17 protein-coding genes and 1 pseudogene are annotated in these 24,147 nt (G+C 39.5%); 2 read left to right on the top strand and 16 right to left on the bottom strand.

All coding sequences use genetic code 11. From position 1 onward, the window contains the following. Positions 1–4 precede the first annotated feature (4 nt). The 9 genes from I7804_RS06530 to I7804_RS06490 form a co-directional block, all read right to left on the bottom strand. The gene (locus I7804_RS06530; protein ID WP_022754325.1) at positions 5–781 is read right to left on the bottom strand and encodes an ABC transporter permease; all 777 of its coding nucleotides are present in this window, start codon (positions 779–781) and stop codon (positions 5–7) included. Next, positions 765–1,892, bottom strand: a complete 1,128-nt coding sequence (locus I7804_RS06525) for an acyltransferase family protein (RefSeq protein ID WP_248405546.1) — start codon at positions 1,890–1,892, stop codon at positions 765–767. The genes I7804_RS06530 and I7804_RS06525 overlap by 17 nt, the downstream gene beginning before the upstream one ends. Positions 1,893–1,969: 77 nt before the next feature. After that, complete coding sequence (locus I7804_RS06520) at positions 1,970–3,238, bottom strand: CDP-glycerol--glycerophosphate glycerophosphotransferase (RefSeq protein WP_022754327.1); 1,269 nt, start codon at positions 3,236–3,238, stop codon at positions 1,970–1,972. 57 nt (positions 3,239–3,295) lie between these two features. Continuing rightward, a complete protein-coding gene (gene ispD, locus I7804_RS06515) occupies positions 3,296–4,018 on the bottom strand; it encodes a 2-C-methyl-D-erythritol 4-phosphate cytidylyltransferase (RefSeq protein WP_022754328.1) in 723 nt (240 codons plus the stop codon). 58 nt (positions 4,019–4,076) lie between these two features. After that, on the bottom strand, positions 4,077–5,012 hold the full coding sequence (locus tag I7804_RS06510) for a LicD family protein (RefSeq protein WP_248405544.1): 936 nt from the start codon (positions 5,010–5,012) through the stop codon (positions 4,077–4,079). Between the two features lie 13 nt (positions 5,013–5,025). Continuing rightward, positions 5,026–5,847: a DUF4422 domain-containing protein gene (locus I7804_RS06505; RefSeq protein ID WP_027206750.1), complete on the bottom strand. Its 822-nt coding sequence runs from the start codon at positions 5,845–5,847 to the stop codon at positions 5,026–5,028. A 393-nt stretch (positions 5,848–6,240) separates the two neighbouring features. Then, a complete protein-coding gene (locus I7804_RS06500) occupies positions 6,241–7,488 on the bottom strand; it encodes an AfsR/SARP family transcriptional regulator (RefSeq protein ID WP_248405542.1) in 1,248 nt (415 codons plus the stop codon). A gap of 934 nt (positions 7,489–8,422) precedes the next feature. Continuing rightward, entirely contained in the window at positions 8,423–9,262 is an 840-nt protein-coding gene (locus tag I7804_RS06495) for a formate/nitrite transporter family protein (RefSeq protein WP_022758050.1), read from the bottom strand. 140 nt (positions 9,263–9,402) lie between these two features. Beyond that, entirely contained in the window at positions 9,403–11,799 is a 2,397-nt protein-coding gene (locus tag I7804_RS06490) for a glycoside hydrolase family 127 protein (protein ID WP_248405540.1), read from the bottom strand. A gap of 824 nt (positions 11,800–12,623) precedes the next feature. Between I7804_RS06490 and I7804_RS06485 the strand changes: the two genes are divergently transcribed. Then, positions 12,624–13,499, top strand: a complete 876-nt coding sequence (locus I7804_RS06485; RefSeq protein WP_177174002.1) for an AraC family transcriptional regulator — start codon at positions 12,624–12,626, stop codon at positions 13,497–13,499. A 7-nt stretch (positions 13,500–13,506) separates the two neighbouring features. Here the strand turns inward: I7804_RS06485 and I7804_RS06480 are convergent, their stop codons facing one another. The 5 genes and pseudogenes from I7804_RS06480 to I7804_RS06460 all read right to left on the bottom strand — a co-directional run bounded on the left by I7804_RS06480 (position 13,507) and on the right by I7804_RS06460 (position 19,801). Then, positions 13,507–14,466, bottom strand: a complete 960-nt coding sequence (locus I7804_RS06480) for a PfkB family carbohydrate kinase (RefSeq protein WP_027216861.1) — start codon at positions 14,464–14,466, stop codon at positions 13,507–13,509. Positions 14,467–14,588: 122 nt separating this feature from the next. Beyond that, positions 14,589–16,067, bottom strand: coding sequence for a glycoside hydrolase family 32 protein (locus I7804_RS06475; RefSeq protein ID WP_248405538.1), 1,479 nt, complete (start codon positions 16,065–16,067; stop codon positions 14,589–14,591). A 205-nt stretch (positions 16,068–16,272) separates the two neighbouring features. Beyond that, positions 16,273–17,940 (bottom strand): annotated as a pseudogene (locus I7804_RS19255) (extracellular solute-binding protein). Between the two features lie 21 nt (positions 17,941–17,961). After that, positions 17,962–18,882, bottom strand: coding sequence for a carbohydrate ABC transporter permease (locus tag I7804_RS06465; RefSeq protein WP_248405537.1), 921 nt, complete (start codon positions 18,880–18,882; stop codon positions 17,962–17,964). A gap of 1 nt (position 18,883) precedes the next feature. Then, positions 18,884–19,801, bottom strand: coding sequence for an ABC transporter permease (locus tag I7804_RS06460; RefSeq protein ID WP_022754338.1), 918 nt, complete (start codon positions 19,799–19,801; stop codon positions 18,884–18,886). Between the two features lie 442 nt (positions 19,802–20,243). On the opposite strand from I7804_RS06460, the gene I7804_RS06455 reads away from it, so the two are divergent. Further along, positions 20,244–21,230, top strand: a complete 987-nt coding sequence (locus I7804_RS06455) for a LacI family DNA-binding transcriptional regulator (protein WP_248405536.1) — start codon at positions 20,244–20,246, stop codon at positions 21,228–21,230. 179 nt (positions 21,231–21,409) lie between these two features. Here the strand turns inward: I7804_RS06455 and I7804_RS06450 are convergent, their stop codons facing one another. Together I7804_RS06450 and I7804_RS06445 are read right to left on the bottom strand one after the other, a co-directional pair. After that, a complete protein-coding gene (locus I7804_RS06450; protein ID WP_248405534.1) occupies positions 21,410–23,047 on the bottom strand; it encodes a hypothetical protein in 1,638 nt (545 codons plus the stop codon). Between the two features lie 67 nt (positions 23,048–23,114). Next, the gene (locus I7804_RS06445) at positions 23,115–24,146 is read right to left on the bottom strand and encodes a hypothetical protein (RefSeq protein ID WP_248405533.1); all 1,032 of its coding nucleotides are present in this window, start codon (positions 24,144–24,146) and stop codon (positions 23,115–23,117) included. Position 24,147: the final 1 nt, after the last annotated feature.

Below are 24,147 nucleotides of genomic sequence, written 5' to 3'. Positions count from 1 at the left end.
CCTCTTATAAATAGTACAGGAATGCGTGATTATTTTTCTTGTAGATAAGTCCGCCTATAAGTAGGCTTATTCCCGCATAAAAAAGGCATAAGAGATGGTATTCTAATGACGGAACAAGTCCGTCGATCATGATCACACGGAAATATTTGATGTATACATAAACAGGATTCAGTAAGAACAATCTCTGTCCCAAAGCTGAAAACTTATCAACCGAATAGAATACAGCTGAAACATATGTCAGCAAAGTAAGAACTATATCATAAAGATATCTTATATCTCTAAAGAATACAAACATTGCTGACAGTATAAGTCCCACTCCGATATTAAGTCCCAAAATGCAAAGGATAGGGAAGATCAAAAGGAACTGTCTTGGGTGAAATGATATTCCATCAAATGCACAGAATATAAAGTATACAACCAGTGTAAGTCCAAAGTTTACAAGAGCTGATACGTTCTTGGATAAAAGGAACATATACTTTGGCACATTGATCTTAGTAAAAATCTTGGAGTTGTTAACAAGGCTGGTCATACCATTCTTGGTAGACTCCTTGTAATATGACAAAACAAGCTGGCCACTAAAAAGGTATGTTACATAATGCTCCATCTTGTGGCCAAACAGATTTGAAAAGATCACATACATAACAAGAAGTGTGAAAAGAGGTGAAAGAATACTCCATCCCATTCCCAAAATACTTCTTTTATATTTCTGTTTAAAATCTCTTTTTACCAGCTCTTCAAAAAGAAACTGATACTTTTTACATTTTTTAATTATCTTTTTCATCTTTTACTAAAATAGCTTTTAAGCCCCTCTTAAAGTTTGGTGACACCTTCTTATAAAGAAATGCCAATGCTTCAACTACCAATGCTGTTACAAGTGAACATGCAACATAGATCACAGTCTTCTGCTGCTTAGTAAGACTATCACTTAAAATAAGATTAAGATTCTGAGCATAGTATAAATGCGAAAAATACATTGCTGCAGAAAATCTTCCAAGTATCATACTGAATCTGTTGTTATATACCTCTGACAAAATTCCGACCTGAGCAAAAGACAGAATAACTGATATGGACAATATCATCAGGAAGAAATAGTCATCTCTTCCCGGTTTTTCCATGTACATATATACAATAGCCATCAAATATCCTGTAAGCTGAACGATCTCAAAAATAACTCTTGCCAGTCCGGACCAGTTAATATTTTTGATCTTTCTGACTATGTCAAAAGACCAAATACCTATACATATCTCAGCAAAAGCCCTTATATTACCTTTATAAATAATACTGTACACCTTGGTCGGATTCCTTGGATGTCCGTCAAGGATGCACATCATTCCAAGAAGCATAAGCGCAAGGAAAGGGCACCAGATCTTCCTCATCATGTGAGGAAACTTCCTAAGCAACGGATACAATATAGTCATGCAGATAAGCATAGAAGATATGTACCACATAACGCCATCAAGTCCGCCATCATAGATGCCTGTCATCTTCAAAAGAGACAGTTCCCAGAAATTCTCTTCGAACTCTTCAAAAGCCTCCACTATGCTCATCTGACCTATTATTATTACAAATATAAGTCCTATAAACCATGCAATAGGAAACTGCGGAAGCACCGCCTTAATCTTCTTTTTAATAAAAGAAGCTGTTTCATTAGCAAGATTCCTGTCAACAGGAATTGTATTATAGTTTTTGGAAGACACTATGCGGTCTACCGTATTCATCATCAAGAAGCCTGATACAATAAAGAAGAACTCTACACCCAGCGAACCTCCCAGAAAATAACAGTTATCATCTCCCAAAAGGTATCTTGAATGATGAAGGAGTACAATAAAGGCGAAGACAAAACGCAGAATTTCTATCCTGCCATTCCTTCGGCTTTTTGTTTTTTCCGCCATATTCCAACCTCTAAAAATTCGTGTAATAAAATCCAAATAAGGGCGCAAAGGTACAATCCCCATGCGCCCTAACTATTTTAACCAAGAAGTTTCATGAGACGATCAACAATTCTCTCACTTGCATGACCATCATCCATGCATCCCTTACCATCAAGGAATTCTTTAACTTTATCTGCATAAAGTTTTTCATCAAATGAACGAACATTCTGCATCATCTCATCATTGCATTTCGCAACAGGGAATGGAGACTCTTCAAGTTTGAAATAGAATCCACGTTCATTGTTATAAATATCTACATCGCGAGCATAGATAAATCCAGGCTTGCCGCTTAATACAAAATCATAGATCCATGAGGAATAATCTGTAATTCCGCAATCTACGAAGGAAAGAAGTTCCTGAATATCAGGAAGATCTGTTACATCGATAACGCAATCCTGTTTAAGCTTGTTCTGAGTCTTTTCTTTCTTCTTATCATTGTCATGATAACGAAGAAGGATCTTCCACTCTCCGCCGAAGCGCTCTTCAAGAGCTTCGACAAGTCTGTCACAATTAAGATCATATACTTCAAAATTGTGAGTATCACGGAATGTAGGAGCATAGAGACAGAGCTTTGTATCAGGGTTAAGGCCTCTTTCTTCGAAGAATTCCTTCTTCCACTGAGCTCTCTTCTCCTTATATGTATCAAAGAAGATATCATTTCTGGCATGTCCAAGACGCATGATACGTGTTTCAGGCCAGAATGTCTCTCTGAATACGTCTTCCTCAAACTTTGAGTTAGAGATACAGTAGTTGGTAAGCTTACCTGTACGTATTGCAGCTTCAGGCCATGAAAGATTAGTATTGTAATGTGCAAGGTCAAAACGCTTGATACCAAGACTTCCATGCCATGTCTCAAATACACGCTGCTCCTTCTTAACAGGGAAAGGATAGAACTTATCACCAAGAAGTGAATTGATGATAATAACGTGTGAAGAGCATGCTGCTACAAAATATTCATAACTGTTCATCTTAACAACATGAACATTAGGAAGATCCGGAACATAACCTCTTGTATTCATATTGGTAACGCCCCAGTATATCTCAACATTAGCATTGCGCTTTATAAGCTCTTCGCATATATACTTAGGGTTACATGAATAGCTGTGGTTGAAAGTGATGAACATGATCCTGTTATGAACTACAGGTGTATTCTGTGAAAGAACTTTACGGTTCTCATAACCTATAGAACGATCAACCCATGTCTTAGTCTGCTTCCAGGCTACTCCCATTCTCTTAAAGAATCTTCCTTCTACAGCTGCAGGGAACATTCTTTTTGCTTTTCTCTTTACAATCTGAACTACTGGCATTATAAATCTCCTAAAAATACTACTATTATAAATAAACTTCGATGCAGAATATCTATATTACAGTCCGAAGATCTGCTGATTCTCACGGGCATCAATTATAGCACGGAACATATAGAAGTCAACCGGAGTTGTGATCTTGATGTTCTCAGGACGGCCCTCAACTGTGAAAAGCTTATGTCCATAATATTTCATCATGCTTGCAGAATCAATAAAGTCATCCTTCTGCTCTTCAATAGCCTTAGTATGGCAAGCCATAATATCTTTGATATGGAAACACTGAGGTGCTCTTGCCATGAGACACTGCTTACGGTCAATGATACGTCCTACTTCGCCGTCAGCCTCGTTATCAAGGAAGATAGTCTCAATAGCAGGAGTAACAGTGATGGCATTGCCCTTGGTATTAGCGCACTCGATTGCCTTGGTAATAGTATTAGGGTCTACAAGCGGACGAACTCCATCATGTATAAGAACTACATCATCATCGCTATACATAGATGATATAGACTTAAGTCCATGATAGATAGATTCCTGACCTGAAGCACCACCCGGAACAATAGCACGAACCTTGGTAATATTGAACTGTTCGCAATACTTCTTCATCTTAGGTATCCACTCTTCAAGACAAGCGATAACAATACCGTCTATATCAGGATGGTTCTCGAATTTCTCAAGAGTATATATGATAAGCGGCTTGCCGTACAGAATAAGGAACTGTTTAGGCACTGCCTTAGAATTCATACGCTTACCGGTACCTCCGGCAAAAATTAATGCTGCATTCATTTGTAAATCCTTTCCAGCCTTACTATCAGGCCAAGAGTGGTCCTCGTTGATTTGAAGATCATCTCTTTTCAATACTGCTTTTTTCTTCCAGACTCAGATAAAAAGGTTTAAAGAAAATATGCTTCTCTATCTGATCAGGAGAAGGTAACTTCATATAATCACCATACAGGTTCTTTAAATACAAATCGATATTACGCGGAACTCTGTACAAATTACCATCATACAACACTTTTCTGGTTCTGCAAACATCTTTTCGTAAATACATCTCTCCAAAGAAGTATTTACGGCCTGTAGGAACGGTTACATACTTGGAATGATCGTTCTTGCAGATGCGGTTCACATTATCTCCTACCCTTACAAGAGTATCAAGTGAGATAAAAGAAATCAAGAAACCTATTGCTATCTTCATTTTGAAGACCTTAGCCATACCAGCTTCACCGCTGTCAGCTGCCATCTTCATCATCTGCTTCCTGTCACGATAGAACTTCCTGCATGACACAAGAAAACCCAATCCGCAACATGCAAGTCCATGAAGATTCCTTGCCAGCGCATTGTTAAAAGTATTCTCCATGACAAAGAGGTCTATAAAGGCTCCGGCTTCTTTGTTTTTAAAATCTTCTCTTGTTACAACACTGGTACCCTTAAGTCTTATCCTGGACAGAAGAAGGTTGTAACCCTTAGTTCCCTGGGGTGTATGAATCCAATACTTCCAGCCAAATTTCCTGGTAAAAAGAGGTATGAACACATCATAATCTCTTCTGGGCATATTGATATCAATATCATCATCCCACGGAATAAAACCATGATGGCGGACCGCACCTAATGCTGAACCGCCACCAAGAGTATATGTAATATTGTTCTCCTCGCAGACAGAAATGATATCTGCAAGAATCATGTTAAGTGTCTTCTGAAGTGCTGCAAGCTGCTTATCATCAAGAATCACATTGCCAGCCGACTCCATATGCTTAAAAGCATTAACTGTTGAAAGTGACAAGGTACACCTTCCTTTAAACTTCGTATTTCTCATGGAAGAGTTTGGCACGAAGGAACTTGCTGATCTTCTTGACCCAGTCAATCTTCTCCATATATACATATGGAAGGATCTTAACTTCAGAACGATCAATCCTACCTGTCTCAATCTGATAGTCAAGCCAGACATTGAATATTATCTCGCTGACTCTTCCGCAATATCTACCCTGGAAATGAGACATGTGTCGTACGTCAATCTTCTTCTCAAGCTCTTCAAGAATATTGAACAACCATGTGCAATACTCATTAAGAAGCTCTCTGTCCATAATCATCATATTGAACATATGTCCACTGGTCTGACGAAGGACTTTATCATAGGTTTCTATATATTCAGGATACATCTGAGAGATGATACCCCTTGTAACATAAAGATGTTCTATATAATGAGTGTGCTGATAATGTGAATACAGCGACTCAATAACATAATGACGCTTAGTAGGAAGAAAAACACGATACTTGCCAAGCATAGGCTGAAGCTCACGGCGAAGAAGTATCCTGCCCTTTGGATTCCTTGAAGATCTGAATCCGCCAAAATAGCGTCTGTAATGGCAAAGACCTATATAATCCGCGTCAAGATTCTTCCAAGCCCAGTACAAACCTGTAAGCTCGCAATAAAGCGGATTCTTCTCAGAAATATTGTCCCCATCGTTATCTTTCTGATAACCAAGGTCCTTGGGATTACCATCCTTGTCCTTATCAAGAGCAGCACCAACCTGCATAGGAATGTACATCTTGCTATGAGGCATCCAATATTTCTTATGAGTATTGACTATTATCTTTACTGACTGATACTTTTTCATATTCTTCCTCTGGTTAGATGTCGGAACAGAGCCTGTCACTATGATCAAAAGCTCTATTATCTTTACAAGTCCGAGAGCCTTTCTTTTGGCTCGAAAAAAGGTACACTACCCCGTGTACCTAACTTTCCCCTAACTATAGGATAATATAACATAAAGAAAACGCCATGTCATTGGCATTTGTGATAAAAGTAAACTTTTTTTTTTTGATAAATTTTTTGTAAATTTTAATAAAAGATGAACAAATTATGAACGCCGCTCTATTTGCAGTAATAAAGCGGCGCCCGGCTATCATTAAAAAATAGATTATTGGAGCAAATTACCAAATACAATATCTTCTGATTCCGTATTGCGATAAACTCTATAACTCATCCTATTATATAGGTAAGAACACGATCATCTTGCCTGATCTTCAAGTTCTGCCGGAAGCTCAGCAAGCGATACAACACTATATTTAAAGTCAGCTCTTGAACCGGCAATCTCTTTGAGTCTCTTGTTGATACGGCGATAGATGATATCACAGTCTTCCTGACTTGTTCCTACAAGAAGTATAAGGAACTGGCTGTTGGAATACTTGGTAAAAGTATCTCCCTGACGAAGTGTGTCATGTATCGCTTCCCAAAGGGCCTGGCTTCTGGCACGAAGCTTGTCCTGATTGCGTATCATCTTGCCTTCATAATCGACCAGAGTACACAACATCATGAATACTGAATATCCGGTTCTTTCCATATTTCTTGAAAGGATGTGATAAGCATCGATAAAGCTTGGATACGAGCAGTCATATGCACCCTCATCTTCCGAAACTTCTACAGATCTTCTGTCCTGAGTCATCTCAGCCTGTATCTGATGAATCTGTCCGGGAGCATTGTCAATCTTAGCGCTCATCTTATGATACACATCAAGGAGCTTCTCCGGAATTGGAAGACCAAGTTCAGTAGTATAGTATGCTACTGTGCTGTCATACACTCTTAAAGCATTCTTGTAATCGCCCTTAGCTATAAGTGTCTGGATCTGGCCAACCTGCCAATCGTTCTCAGGATAGATCTCTGCTGCGCGTCCATAGATGTGATAGGCTTCTTCATATTCTTTCTTAGAAAGGATATACTCGCCAAGCCAAGATACCACTTCATCATACATCTTGCGAAGTGTAACGCTCTCCATGATAACCCATGTCTCTGTGGACAGAGCAGGAAGAAGCTCTCCCTGATAGAGGTTGAAAGCTTTATTAAAATATTCAAATTTAAGTTCAGGATCCTGCGTATCATGACCCTTTCTGTAATTGTCTTTAAAATCAAGAGCATCAACCCATACCGGTACAGCAGGGTCAATTATAAACATCTTCTTATGCTTCTTGACATAGCTCTGCGCAGGAAGACCAGCAGCTACCATCTGCTTACGCATCTGATAAAGAAGATTGTTGAAGCTGTTACTGATGTTAAGAGTCTCTTCTTCACCATAGAGCGCAGAAATAAGCTCATCCTTATAAACGCCCTTATCTCCCTGAAGCCACACTATCTGCAATAGCTGAGTAAACTTCGATGCGTTATTACGCCCCGGAGTTACTTCTTTACCATCATAGACAAGAGAAAACTTCCCCAAGAGCCGTACCTGTAATACTTTTTCATCCACTTTGGTCTGTTCCATATTCAAGTTCTTCCCCTACAACACCCTTCGAATAAGAATAATATCTGATGCACGAAAAACATCGTTTTATCATAATTTCAATCATAATTAGTATATCACATTTTAGTTAATCATCATATTTTCATCAAAAAGTTTTTTAAGATGTTTTTTTATAATGATACTGTAAGCACTTACATTATCTGTCTAACAAGTTGATACGTCAGTAAAATGCAGTGATTTAAGGGGCATCAACCGTAAGCTCCACTTGGACGGACCGGCATCACCAAAATCTTCACAGGGGGCAGGCAGTATATAAATCATTGCCACGCTGTTAATTGTTTTATGAATTCATGGCATGATATCTGTAGCTTTTTATTCCGGGGTCCGAAACTCGCTTACGCTCAGACATGCGGACCCCTGGCAGAATAAAAAACTCCAGCTATCACGCTCATGAATTCTATAAAACAATTAAAAAGCGTGGCAATGATTTATATACTGCCTGCCCCTGTGAAGATTTTGGTGATGCCGGTCCGTCCAAGTGGTAGTTTTAGTTATAATTTCATAGCATGATATATATTCTGACCGTCCGTAGTCTTTTACTTTCATTGCTTCCTGCAAAAATACGGTAATGCCCAAGCCAAGGATTACAATTAAAAAATTCAGAGCAAACTTAGTTTTATAAATAAAAACTCTCTGCAGAATTATCTCATTAGTAGATAAGACTGTAGAGAGCTTAATTATATAGTTATGTTTTCTTGAACATAAATTACAGAAACACGCATTTACTGCGTGTTTTGTGATTCGATAAATCGGTTGGTAAATAGGCCCAATGCCGAAGGCATTCTCAATTGGCCTATTTACTGCATTTTTGAATCTTTGATTCAAAAATGTATGCTTTATTGTGAGTATACTACAGAAATCCGCACCAGCTGCGGTTTTCGTGATTCCAATTGGCTTATTTGCTGCACTTTTTGCAGTGTACGAGGTAGCAGGGAAGACCTACAAATATCATACCGCCAAGGATATTGCCTATGGTTACGGGTATCTGGTTAGAGATAAAGCCGCCGATGGAGAGCTTTGAAAGCTGCTCTGCGGTAATTCCGTATGCTTCCTGAGCTTTCTGTACATATGTCTCGTTCATGGAAGCCATGATGCCAACCGGGATATAGAACATATTGGCAACGCAGTGTTCGAAGCCGCCTACAACGAAAGCCATGATTGGGAAGAATATAGCCCATACCTTGCCGCCTATGTCCTTGGCTGCTGTTCCCATAAGGATAGCTGCACATACAAGGATGTTGCAGAGGATTCCGGATGTAATGCCTTTTACAGGTGTGATTGTGCATTTGCCAAGAGCTACTTTAATAGAATATGCTCCAAGAAGACCTGATGAATAGTCAAGGTTACCGGAAAAATATGTAAGAGCTGCAATTATAACTGCGCCTACAAGGTTAGAAAGCCAAATGATGCAGAGGTCTCTTACAACCTTGCCCCAAGAAAATCTGTGATCCATAGCTCCCATAGATGTAAGGCAGTTACCTGTAAAGAGCTCACCACCTATGAAGGTTATAAGCATAAGTCCTACAGGGAAGATAATACCTGATACAAATCTTGAAAGGCCTACATTGCTGATATTATGAGCTGCAGTTGAACTTGTAGCTCCTCCAAGAGCTATAAATGCTCCTGCCATTATGCCAAGAATGATCATCTTTATAATAGGAAGATTTACCTTGGTCTCGCCGCCTTTAATATTAGTTTCAATTACCTGAACCGGTGAATTAAATAAGTTGTCCATTGTGTGTTATTCTCTCCTCGTTAAAAAAATCACACAACATTATATCAGATATTCCGCCCTTTTCAAATATATTCCTTGGATAAAACTTCTCGCTTAGACGGGCGGTGCAGCAGCCCTAGTGAGAGTTTATCCTTAGATAATTATCTTATAGTTACAAAGTCTGTGATTCTTGCAGATTCTATGTTTTTATCACCTTCAAAGCGTACAGGCACTACAAGGTATTCTTTGCCATAAGCAGTTACTCTCTGAGCTTTCTTAAGAAGCTCTTCCGGTATCTGTGTCTCGATGGTATACTTAGAAACCTTGTTGTCTTCAACAAACTTAGTATGATCGAGGATCTTATCGAATATTACTTCGTCAGCTACAGATATGGTGAGCTTCTTGCCATCGTCTTCTGTAAGTACGGTTACGCCCAGGCTGCATGGTCTCCATGGTGCTACTATCATGCGGTAGGTGAAGCTTCCTCCTGGTGTAGCCTTTCTGCTTGTGATAGGGCTTGTAGTTCCGATGCTTCCGTTATCCTGCATGTCATGAAGATCATCATTTTCATACTGGCCGTAGCCTGCCTCTATCATGTCAAGGATATTGGCTTTACCTCCTCTTCCCTTGGCAAGGTCATCGCATCTTTCGCTATCTGTCATGTAATAGAAATAAATACCGTAGCGGTGTCTGTATTTAAGGAAGTGAGGGGAAAAGATATAATCGCAGCCGCAGACTTTAAAAGCAGCCTTACAACCAGCAGCAATAACAGGCTTAACATAATCTGTTATATTATCAGCAATATCCTTAGCGCTCTTGCCATCAGGAATAATGATATATTCAGACTCTACTATCTTGTCTGCAGGTATAGTTACGTCAACACCTGTTGTTGTAGTATTAAGATCCTTATCTCCAAGATCAGCAGACAGGACGTAAGGTCCGTAGCAAAGAGCCATAGCTCTATTTTCATCAGGAAGTGACTGTGCATATAACTTCATAGGAAGTCTTATGCTTACAACATCTCCCTTCTGAAGGTCATCCTTAATTACTGCAAATCCGTTTTCTTTGTCAAAAGATGCTTTGCTTCCATTTACTGTGATCTCCATGTCTCCATCAAGCCAGTATGGGATCCTTAGTGCAAGTTTCTTTAGATTATCAGAATCTCCTGAAAGTTTGATCTTAACAGTGTCTTTATCAAGAAGATCCGCATCAACTGTATATACTATTTCTTTATCATCTTTTCCTTTAGTATATAGTTTGGAACCCATATACAGTCCGATATAAACCTTATCATCATCTTCATAATAGAAGCTGTCACCAAGCTTGGTGAAGTTCTCCATGCCTGTTCCTGTGCAGCACCAGAACTTATTGAATCTCTCACCGTAGGTCTTGAAATAACCTGTAGCCATAGGCTGGAAGTAAGTAGTCATACCTGTCTCAGGGTTCTGTGATGACAGTATCGAATTGATAAAGGTCTTCTCATAATAATCAAGGTATTTGACATCGCCTGTTACTTCGAAGAGGACCTTGGCAAGTTTGAGCATATTGTAGGTGTTGCAGGTCTCATTGTTGGCATTAGTGCGCTCTGCATCCAAAACCTTATCAAGTCCGAAATGCTCCCACTCGCTGTTACCGCCTGTAACATAGGTATGCTTATTAACAACCATGTCAAAAAAGACTTCTGCAAACTTAAGATACTGAGTTGCATCTACGACTTCTCCGTCTACGGTCCTGCCATGAACATATACGTATCTTGCGATAGCTCCAAGGAATTTGGGAATTGTTGTATTGGCATGAAGGCCGTCAAGGGCATTGGGCGCACCTGCTTCTATCCTCTTAAAAAGCTTGTCCTGATCAAAGAAGTGTGCAGCCTTGGCATATCTATCCTCACCTGTAAAGCTATACAAAAGGTATAAAGCATCATTCATTCCGCCGTACTCTGTTGAGATAACAATCTCATTAAGCTCTTGTCCCCAGGATGATGCTCTGTTGTAGGTCCAATCACCGATGCCCTTAGCAAGAGTAAGTGCATCACTACTTCCTGTAAATCTGTAAACATCAAGAATACCTGCAAGGATCTTGTGCATGGTATACCACGGAACCCATGCCTGAGTTATGATATGGGTCTGGCATCTTTCTACATTATCAAACTGCACCTCAACATTATCACGGTCCAGAATAGCTGCGCCAAAGATGAATCCTTCCTTACCTTTGGAATTCTTCTGGCACTCAAGAAGGGATGTGATAATATAATCAATTTTATCCTTGATAGTCTTTTTTACTTCTGAAGATGCGCATGGATTGGCATAGCTCTGCGCAAGTGCTGTGAGATAATGCCCCATTGTATGTCCGCCGATGAGCATATTCTCCCAGCCTTCATATCTTACTGCACCCTTCATATCAATGCCTGCTGTATCTCTAAAGCCGGCAAGCATTCTGTCATCATCTATAGAAAGCAGATAATCAATCTCTTTCTCAAAAGCATTGACCATATACTGGTCTGTAACCATAACATTCTCAAGTCCAATGTTCCTTATTTTAAGTATAGTATCTGACATGTAACCCTCCATAAGTTATTTATTTGCAGACTGCCCACTTGGATGGGCCGGCATCCCCAAAGTCTTTACAGGGGCAGGCAGTATATAAATCATTGTCACGCTTTAATTGCTTTATGAATTCATGGCATGATATCTGCAGCTTTTTATTCTGGGGTCCAAACTCGCTGCGCTCAGACATGGGACCCCTGGCAGAATAAAAATCTCCAGCTATCACGCTCTTGAATTCTATAAAACAATTAAAAAGCGTGGCAATGATTTATATACTGCCTGTCCCTGTAAAAACTTTGGGAATGCCGGCCCATCCAAGTGGGAAGTTTGAATTATTTACCAAAAGTTTCTCATATTCATGTTTTTTCAAGAAGCTATTGATAATTATTTTGTAAGCACCTCAAACATAGCACATAGCTTTTGAAGTAAAAATGGCAAAGTGCTATTTTAGGTGTCATTTTTTCTCTATTTACAAAATGACACCTGAAGCTTATATTTAAAATAACAATAAGTAAAAAAACAAAAATCAATAAGAAGATTTCCAAGCGTAATAATCACCAACAGATCTTATAGATACTTTGTTATCTGCCACTTGATCATAATTGTCAGATAGAAAAAGGCAGCTTACAAAACAAATAATTTGCTTAAATAGGTGTCATTTTGTCAGATTTAGTGTTCTAACTACACTTATCTCGTACTATGCACATGTATTCTGGATTTATACATTACAATACAAAATGCTATTTAATTATGGTGTTCTTTTTTACAACATAAGCTTCACCACAAAAAATCTCGTAGCCATCAGGTTATGGAAGACACCTACCATGGAGGCTTTTATGAAGCTTATTCCTTTAGCTTTATATTCGCAATATTCATATCACTATACCGGAAAGTTCAAGGCTCTTTCTTCGGAATGGCAGCATAATAAAACTTCCCTTAAGGATTATGAGCTTATAATCATGACAGAAGGTGAATTATACCTTAGATATAATGGGCATAACTATACCGTTAAAAAAGGCGAGTATCTCCTCCTTCCTCCATCAAGTGAAGGGTATAGAGAAGGTTTTAAGAAGGCCTACTGCTCTTTTTACTGGATGCACTTTGCAACTGAGCATAGCAGCAAGGTTCCTTATGAGATAAGTTCAGGAAGTCCGAAGATCAAAGAGATAGATACGTCCAAATACGGCTTCATCCCTCAAAGCGGGGCCATAGCTTCGCCTGAACGTATCCTTGTAATGATGAAACAGCTTCAGGATATGGTCAAAAATAACTATCCTACCGTCTCACTTAACGCCATGGTGACAAGTATCATGATGGAATTATATGGAGAGATAACTGTCGGAGCGCCATCCACCAGTGATCCTGCCGCCAAGAAGCAGATATATATGGATATCATCGACTATATCCAGACTAATATATCCAAAAATATAAAGATTGCAGAGATAGCAGATGCCTTTGGCTATAATCCAAAATATCTGTCACATCTATTTGTAGAAATAAGGAATATACCTCTTAAGCAGTTCATAATAAGCCAAAAGATGGATGCAGCTAATTTTATGCTGGCTGATAATGACAAAACCGTATCTCAGATAGCATCTGATCTAGGTTTTTCAGATGTACATAACTTTGCAAGAGCATACAAAAAGTATACAGGACTCACTCCAAGCGAATACAGAAATGCCTTTGCCAAGCGCATGCTCTTCCATGTATGATTCCTTGTTATGAACACGCAAGCTTTTCAACTTCTTCCTTAGTAGGCATGACCTTAAGCGCGCCTTTTCTGGTGGTTATTATAGATGCTGCAGCATTGGCAAATGTCAACATCTCTTTAAGATCATCTTCTGTAAGACCATCAAGTCCCTGCTCGAGGATATAATTGAGCACACATGCTCCAAAGGTATCGCCTGCTCCTGTAGTTTCGATAGTATTCTTATTAACAAAACCTGGTACTGATACAATCTTATCCCCATAATAAGCTCTGCTTCCGTCTTTGCCCATAGTGACTGTGATAAGCTTAGGATTAAACTGTTTTCTAAGCTCTTCTACGCCTTCATCAAAGTCCTCTTTGCCTGTAAACCATATGATCTCGTTGTCAGAGATCTTTAAGATATCGCACTGCTTCATGCCTTTAGATATCTCTTCTTTGGCATGATCAAGGCTATCCCACAAGGGTTCGCGAAGGTTTGGATCAAAGCTTATGATAGCGCCGCTTTCTTTAGCTACTTCTATAGCCTTGAAGGTCGCCTCTTCGCAGCACTTACTGGTCATAGACAGACTTCCGTAATGGAAGATCCTACAGTTTCTCACAAGGTCGAGATTGAGCTCATCTACTGTGAGCATCATATCAGCTCCGGGATTTCTGTAAAAAGAGAAATCTCTGTCTCCATCCTCGTAGGTATGAACGAAGGCAAGTGTTGTATTAACATTGTCATCAACAACAAGGCCGGAATCGTCAATGCCAACGCTCCTTATAGCTTCTGTGAGCTGTTTTCCAAATATGTCTTTTCCCACCTTACCAATATATGCTGTAGATTTAGAAAGGCCTGAAAGCATGGACAGAACATTACATACAGCTCCGCCGGGATTAGCTTCCATAATAGGATTGCCCTGAGCGCTTATTCCATTTTCTGTAAAATCTATTAATAATTCTCCTAACGCTACTACATCTACCTTCTCCATAACTATCCTTTCTATCGGCCAAATTCACAACCCATATTCGTAAAATCGTTTTTTATTTAAAAATGATCAACCCAAACATAATCGTCTATTTACAGATGATTATGTACAACATATCAGACTTTTTATTTTTCAAGGCTATACTTTTCTATATCGATAAGAGCCTCACCATCAGATACAAAGCTGATACCATCAAATGACTGATCATTGTATACATCTATAGTCATTGCATACTTGCCGCCATTTATAAATACTTCTGCGCTGTACTTATCCAAGATAATGCGAAGTTCTATCTCGCCGCCCTTATTATCTACGCTGCAGCTTGTCTTATTAACGATGGCTCTTCTTACTCCTGCAAATTCACGGCTAAGTGTCACCATAGACTCATGTGTGTTGTACTTTACAAACGCATAGTTGTTATCTTTCTGGAAGAATCTGACTTCAAAATTGTCATATACCTTGCCTTCAGAAGGTCTTACTTTAACAGTAAGATCAAGTTTTCTTCCATTTAAGATCTCAGCGCTATACTCTCCGTTAAGCTTCATGTTAAGTACAGAGATAAGATCACCTCTAAGACTCTCTATCTCTCTGGCAGGAACCTGATAGAGTCTTCCATCTCTTACAGTAACTTCCCTTGGGATAGACATCTGGCCGCACCACAGATCAGATGGAGTATAGTTGTTGCAGGTATCCCAGTTCTGCATCCAGCCTATCATGATACGTCTGCCATCAGCTAATGTGATAGTCTGAGGTGCATAATAATCGATACCATTATCTATGCACTGGTTATTCTCAACCTCGAAATCGCTGTCTTCTCCATCCCAGTTACCAATAAGGCATAAAGTTCCATTGCCGCTATTGTATCTACCCGGAATAGCCTCCATATCCTGAGGGCTTGTAAGAAGAACCCATTTTCCATCCTTGAGAAAGAAATCCGGGCATTCCCACATCTTACCAAATGAATTTCTATTCTGTGCTATGATACGTACAAACTCCCATTTAAAGCCGTCCACACTCTTATAAAGGAGCATCTGGCCGCTTGTATCACTGCTTCTGTTACCAACAAGGCAATAGATAAGGCCATCCTTGCCTTCAAAAAGCCTTGGATCTCTAAAATCTATATGACTACCGCCCTCTGGTACATCATCTGATGTGAGGACCGGATTATTTTCGTATTTGACATAATTTACACCGTCACCAACTGCAACGCACTGAGTCTGGCATTCTGTCTTGTTGCCATTTTCATCAACAGTTTCTGAAACACCGGTGTACATAATGAGATGACGACCATCAGAAAGTTCAATTGCACTTCCGGAAAAGCATCCTCTCTTGTCATACTCCATGTCTGGAGCAAGAACTACAGGAAGATATTCCCAATGAAGCAGGTCACTGCTTACAGCATGTCCCCAGTGCATAGGACCCCAGTGATTATCATAAGGATGATACTGGTAGAACATGTGGTACTGACCCTTGTAATAGCAAAAGCCGTTGGGATCATTCATCCAACCAACTCTTGGTGTTAAGTGAAATGAAGGTCTTAAACCTTCCATTTTACTTTCGTTTTCTTTTTCATATTTGCGTGCTTTGTTAAGTATATCTTCCATGTATATTCCCTTTATTACTTATTCAAACATTTTTCGTGTTTTGATATATCTGATATTGATAAATAAAAAAGCCTGGACAGCTTCAAAAAAACATCTAACAGTATTTGGGGCTTCGCACTATCGCAAAGCCCGCAATCTACCTATTCTAATTCATATTTGTTTTCTGGCAAGTTTAATCGAAATGACTTTTGCCCATTACGTCATATTATTCTGCATAGAATGCATCAAGATACTTCTGATAGATTGAAAGATACTCTTCAAGTCCGTAAGAGTTGAGCTCTTCGATATAAGCATCCCAATCAGCATCTGTAAATCCGTTCATGATCCAGTCAGCTTTGTGGCTGTTGATGCACTTTGTAACATCAGCAGAAAGATCAGAAAGCTTCTTGGTATCAGCTTCAGACATGAATACGTTAGGATATACATACTTAGTGTTCATATCAGGTGTGTAGATATCCTTGATCCAGTCAAGTCTGTACTGAGCATCATCAGGACATGTTACATATACACCATAGTACTCATCAAGGATTGCAAGAGGTCCGCCAACGCACTCAGCTTCTCTTACTTCTACAGGAGATGCATCACCAAGAGGTGCGTGCTTGAGCATCTGCTCGCCCTTGTCGTTAGTTCCAAGTTCGAAGATATCGAACTCATCTTCTTCACCATAAGTACCCCAGTTGTTCTGCGGAGACTGGAATGGATCATACATAAGATCAAGCCAAGCACATACAAGTGCAGGATTCTTAGCAACGGATGTAACTACGCATCTGCCTCTGTCAAAACCACTTGTGAATGAACCGTTCTGAGGAGTGATGTTTCTGGTATCAGCTGTAAGAGCCGGAAGTGGTACCCAGTCTTCAAGGTTATCGATATTAGCAACGTCCCAGCTAAAGCATACACCGTATCTTCCGGATTTACCCTTAGATACATATGTTGACCATTCCTGAGTGAATGCTTCTGAATCGATAAGGCCTTAATCATATAACTTATGAAGCCATGCAATACCATCTTTGTAACCCATCTGTGTTGATGAGCAGATTACTTTAAGATCATCTGTAACTGCAATGTGACGGCCTCTGTCGGCATCACCATAGCCTTCGCCAAAACCATTGATAAGGATTGCAGGATCCTGGTCACCATCATTAACGATACAAGACATAGGAATGATGCTTCCGTCAATGTTAAATTCCTTCTGAATAGCATCTGCATTGTCTCTGAATGCGATAAGTACCTGTTCGAACTCGTCTACTGTTGTAGGCATCTCAAGTCCAAGGAAATCAAGCCACTTTTTGTTGATAAAGCTCATATCACCAACAGTCTGGATAGCTGTCTTCTCAGATCCAAGCTGCTCGATCCATGGAAGTGCCCAGATATGACCGTTCTCATCTTCGCACATAGTGCGGTACTCAGGATATTTGTCAAATACAGCCTTAAGGTTAGGCATGTAAGCATCGATATAGTCCTCTAAGGATATGATAGCCCCCTGCTTAGCATACTTAAGAAGGTCACTGTCACTAAAACCTGCTGAGAATACGAAATCTGTAAGAGTATTAACATTGGACATCTCAAGTGTGATCTTATCACCCCACTGATCAGACTGAATTGCTGTCCACTGAATCTCTACATTGGTCTGCTCCTGAAGACGCTTGAAAATAGTTCTGTTGTTAGGATCAGACTCTGTGTTTGCAGGATAGCTGATAGTACCTGTAAGTGTAGTCTTCTCGGCAAGTGGGAATGTAAGCTCAGAAGCATCAACCTGCTGGAACTCTCCTCCACCTACCTGCGCACCGGATTTGCCGCATGCGCTGGCGCCAAATGCCATACACATAGTCAGCGCCGTAGCAATAACTCTTTTTGCATTACTCTTTCTCATTTTCCCTCTCCTTTTTTGCTATTATCCTTTTACTGCACCTGCCATGATTCCGTTTTCAAAATACTTCTGGAAGAACGGGTACATGACAATAAGTGGCAGACTGGAAACAATAATTGTTGAGTACTTAAGTAGCTCAGCGAGCTGTGCTCTTGCTGCAGTACTCTGCATATCTGAGATCATTCCCGATTCAGGCTGGTTCTGAATGAGAATAGATCTAAGTACAAGCTGAAGTGGCTGCTTGGAAGCATCATTGATGTAGATCATGGCATCGAAATAGCTGTTCCACATTCCTACAAACTGCCAAAGGGCAAGTGTTGCAATGATCGGCACACATACAGGAAGGAGTATCTTGAAGAAGTATGTAAGATCAGATGCTCCATCAACTTCTGCAGCCTCTCTAAGTTCTGCAGGCACGTTCTGGAAATATGTTCTTGCTACTATCATGTTCCATACATTGAATGATCCGGGAAGTATAACGGCCCACATAGTATCAAGAAGTCCAAGATCACTTATAAGAAGGTATGTAGGAATAAGACCTCCACCAAAAAACATAGTTATGATGAAAATAGTATTGAAGAACTTTTTTCCCACAAAATCAGGTCTTGACATAGGATATGCCGCAAGCAGTGTTATGAATACAGACAGTGCTGAAAACAGTACAGAATAAATAACTGCATTCTTAAAACCTACCCAGATCTGGTTATTGCTCAATACTCTTTCATATGCTGTCAGAGTCCACTTGTCGAATTCAAAGGTTATACCCTTATTCTGAAGGGTTATAGGATCCATAAAGGATGCTACGATTATGTATATGATAGGAAGGATTATCGCTACAAGGAAAAGTGCAAGCAGGGCATATCCTGTTATAAGTAAAGACTTATCTGCACCTGAATATCTTGCAAATTCGCTTTTCTTTTTAAGCTGTGCTTTTACTGTGCTCATATTAGATTCCCCTTCCTTCATTCATCTTCTTAACAACCTGATTCATTGAAATAAGAAGAATAATATTTATTACAGTATTGAAAAGACCTACTGCAGTAGAAAAACCATAATCTCCGTCAAGAAGACCTTTCTTATATACATATGTAGAAATAATCTCAGATGAAGCAAGGTTAAGATCAGTCTGAAGAGCATAAGCCTTTTCAAATCCGATACTCATGATATTACCAACGCTCATGATGAACTGGATAAGAACGATATCTTTAATAGCAGGCCACTCAACAACCTTGATCTGCTGAAGGATATTGGCACCATCTATCTTGGCAGCCTCTCTAAGATCCTGACTTGCATTGGAAAGTGCTGCTGTGTACATGATGGATGCCCATCCTGCTCCCTGCCAGATACCACTTGCTATATAGATGGTTCTGAACGCTTCAGGCATAGTCATGAAGTTGATGCTTGAATGGAAGAACAGATTCACAGGACCTGTTACTGACAGAAGGATACGAACGATACCGCACAGTACGATAACTGATACGAAGTTAGGCATATACAGAACAAGCTGTATGTTCTTCTTCATCCTGACACTTGTGATCCTGTTAAGAAGAAGTGCAAGTATAATAGGAACCGGGAATCCCCATAAAAGTCCATACACACTAAGTTTTAATGTATTGATCAGATATGTCATAAAATCGGGAGATGATAAGAATCTGTTAAAATGAGCAAATCCAACCCACTCACTTCCCCATATACCTCTAAATGGGTTATATTCCGTAAAGGCAATCATGATTCCGCCCATAGGAACATATTTGAAGATGATAGTCAGTACAAAGGCCGGCATCATAAAAAATACATATAACTGCCAATGGCGCTTTATATAGTTTAGCTTGCTACGAAAATCAACTGCTACTTTTTCTTTCATACAACCTCCCTAATAGCAATTACCCAGGTATCATAGAATTACTTTTGATAAGCAATATCCTGGTTAGATTATTTTATACAAGATAAAATACCGGATATGCCGATCTGTCTATGAAACGTTTTTTACGTGAAACGTTTTTTGATGTAACTATGGTATACTCCATTTGTGTTATACACGTCAATAGTTTTTGCCAAATAGTTGTTAATTTTGTCGCTTTTGTAGATTCCAAAATGTAAATTTTGTAAAAAAGACAACTACGAAACGTTTCATGAAATTTGTAATTCATTTCATTATGTGCTATATTATTTCATGAACCAAAATAAGCCAAGATATATTTACCCCATTCAAACAATCATCTAGTATAACTATCAAGCCCAGTAATTGTGCGGGATCTGTGCACCTGACATTAAATCGCCGCTACTAAACAGGCTCGGAGGATTTCATGAACAAAAAGAGAAATATACCTACTATAAAAGATGTCGCCAAAGAAGCCGGTGTATCACTTGGAACAGTATCCAAGGTCATAAACGGTAAGCCAACAGGTGAAGAATATGTAAAGAAAGTCAATGCAGCCATCAAAAAGCTCGACTATCATGTAAACAGTTATGCGCAAGGGCTTAAGGCCAGCAAGACTTATACGGTTGCGGTCCTTCTTCCAAACACCTATACTCCATTTTTCGGTGACCTTGCTCACTATATTAATATCGAACTTCAAAAGCGTAATTACAGGATGCTTCTAAGCTGTTCTGACTATGACAGAAGCCATGAACAGGACTATATAGACATGGTCCTTCAGAATAAGGTTGACGGGATCATAGCACTTACTTATAATCCGAATCTCCAGATTCCGGATGATGTTCCTTTTGTATCTATCGATAGAATCATAGCTCCAAACATCCCATGCGTAGCCAGTGACAACTTCGCCGGTGGTCACCTTGCTGCCGAAATACTTGCAAGTAAAGGGTGCAAAAAGCTGGCCTTCCTTCGAAAGGGATCAAATCTTGATAATGAGCCCAATAAAAGAAGGGGCGGTTTTGAAAACGGCTGTATGTTAAAGGGGCTTGAATATGAAATGAAGATAATAGACGATGCAGACAGTGACGAGGAATTCCTCAAATTCTTAAAGAGTCATATTCATAATGGTAAGCTTGATTTTGATGGTATGTTCTGCGTTACAGATGCTATAGTTTATGATGTTGTTAAATTCCTAAAGGGGCTTGATATCAGGGTTCCGGAAGATGTACAGATCATTGGTTTTGACGGTGTCAGGATTCATGGCAACAAAGACTATACCTGCTCTTCTATAGCTCAGCCCACTGACAAGATCGCAGAGATGTGCGTAGAACTGCTATTACAGGATAGCATGAGCATCAAGCCTCCGCTTGTATGCCTCCCTGTAAGCTTCGTTGAGGGCGGCACCACCAAATAACTGCGTCCGCCCAAACTTCGCACTTTCCAAACATACACTCCCCCTTACAGCTGTGCCGACGAGGGATGTTTGGAAAGTGCGAAGTTTTTAGTTAATGAGACTAATCGATAGTCAAAAATAAGTAATCCAGGGCAAAAGATACGATGATGAAGCCTGATATTATGAGAAGCAAAGCACTTTTATTCATCTTCCGTCAGGTATTCATTGCCGTACTCATATATTTCATCAGTAAGGCCTATTTCCTGTCTTCTTTCTTCAAGCTTTTCTTCATGTTCCTTTTTAGATATAGCAGTAATACCGGCCTTTTCACACTCCGTCCTTACTATTTCATATGGATTATCAGGATCATCAGGATCGTCAGGAAGCTCATTACTATCTTCATCAAGTATATAGAAATAGTAATACTCATATCCATCGCCTTCGTCAAATGATATCTCTTCACTATAGATATATGCTGCATCCGGAATATCAAATGTAAGATCCACAGAAGAACCGTCTATATAAGGTGATACACTAAAGGTTCCATCACCATCATAGTCATCATAGCCTTCTTCCCACTCTTCGTACCACAGCTTGTACTGACCATCAGCATCTACAAATCCGGTATAACCTCCATGAGAAGTTGCCCCGCCAGATCCATAAGAATAGATCATACCGTTATAGCATATGCGTGTTTGACATCTGCTCCAGCTGTCACCAAAATAGCAAATCTTAAGACTTCCATCAACTTTTTTGATCACCATATCAAAACTAAATTCGGTGTCAAAAGATATGCTTACAACCATCTCGTAATCATCATCCAGACCGCAATCTATATACGTATCAGTGACACTTTCAACCTTCCATCCTTCAGAGTACTGATCTGCTGACGTAAGGTTACCTGTGATATCATCAAGAGTATACTTTTCTCCATCAGAAAGAACCAAAGAAGGTTCGATATACTGGCCCTTATCGCCTTCGATGTCATAAATAGCCTTTTCATTTCCATCAAGGAAAGCCTGATACAACTTAGAAGACTCCTCATCAAGATCTATATAACCCTTATCTCTTGGCGCCATAATGGTTTCATATTCAGCTTCGGCGTCAGTATAATCGGATTTAAGATTCCACTTGCCATCTTGATAATAGATAATCTTATGTGAGTCCTCATAGACCATTCCATTAACTTTACCAAATGATATAAGCTCTAGTCCGTTCACAGTCGCATCTGTAGCATAATCAATAGTTACATCTGTGATCTGGCAGTCATATAAAACGTCATCTTCTACGCCTTCTATTCCGCTAACCGGAAAGAGCTGTGATATCTGACCATCATCAAATGTATAAGCATATATGATGTTGTATTCTGTAGCTGTATTGGCAAAATATGAACTGATAATGTAATCATCCGTTCCATCATTATCAAGATCAACCATCTTAAGGTCTTCAATCTTATAATCTGAGCTGATTTCGAAGGTCTGAACACTTCCATCACTCATGTTAAAATAAACTTTATTATCTTCATCGCTATTTCCTGTAGGATCATACAAATCGTCCCATGTAACTGAGTCTACAAGAAGATCTTCGCTGCTCTTTTCTTCAGAACTGCTGTCTTTTGTACTATCATCAGCACTTGCATCTTTGGCAGCTTCATCATCTGCATCTTTTTCATTTGTGCTGATCTCTTCATCAGACTGATCTGAATCCTTATTACCTAATGCCAGCTGACTAGAGCTGCATCCTGATAAAAGCATGGCAATAAGAAAACTTGAAATAAGGCGATATTTTTTTCTATAGATTGAATTATTCATCATTATCCCCGACTTAAATTTTTTCATACGCTAATATCTTATCATTACCATGTTGTCAAACAGCCCACTGACAATTACCTGTGGGCTGTTTGTATTAATCCATGTTCAGAAGATTCACAGTCATTCCCTTATCGTCTTCCGACTTTCTGACCGTCACATCACCAGTACAAGCATTGAAGTCAAAAAACAGATCAACATCTCTGTCGGTACTCATATGAATACAGTATATATTTTCATTTTCTGAAGGCAGATTTTCTATTTCATATTTGAATTCAAACTGGTTATCAGGCAGATCTCCGGTCAGGCTGTACAGTTTGTGGGATAATATCTCATCCTTCGCATCATCTTCACTAAAGAGCGGCACATTGCCATCTCCACCATCCACTGATTCCATAACTATTTTTTCAAAAGTTCCTATGTTCCTTGAATTTGTGTTCTTTTTAAAGTAAGCCCTGCTGATGACACCTTTTTTCAAAGTACTTGTCCACATTACACAGGTCTGAATATACTCATCCGCAGTTTCATCATATACAGAGTTGGTAATATCGTATTGACAGTAGCCATCACCTTCTCCAATAAACTCATGCATGTCAGAAGATGCTCCGGTTCCATTCACACCATATGTCGAAATCATATATTCAATTCCGTCATCATCGGTATAACCTATCATATCCTGTGCTATGGAACGCAGATCATCATCGCTTATACTGTAAACACCGTCATCGCCGTAATGAATCCTGTCATCAGCACTGTTATGATATTCATGCAGCAAGGCACCATATTTTTCCTTCGACAGATCAGCCGCAGACACCTCTATATCATTGCCTGTGTAAAATATACTCGCAAGCCGCCATGCTTCAGGATAATACGCGGAATTTTCAGAGCTTTCAGTCTCTTTGGAATTGTCCCCTTCTTCACTGATAATATCCTCTGCGCTGCTCTCTTCTAATGAGCCCGTATTCTCATTTCTGTCGTAATCCAGAACAGATTCTTCTTTTTTCAAAGTTGGCAGCTCTGTATGCACACTGCACCCTGCCATGATAGAAGATGTCAACAAAATGAGACATCCGATTACTGTCTTCTGCTTTATAAAAAGCTCATCACTTATTTTCTTATTTCTATTCATA

The organism is Butyrivibrio fibrisolvens (assembly GCF_023206215.1).
In the GTDB taxonomy this organism is placed as follows: domain Bacteria; phylum Bacillota; class Clostridia; order Lachnospirales; family Lachnospiraceae; genus Butyrivibrio; species Butyrivibrio fibrisolvens_C.
The sequence above is the reverse complement of the archived record's forward strand: the minus strand, read 5'-3'. Positions and strand labels throughout refer to the sequence as shown.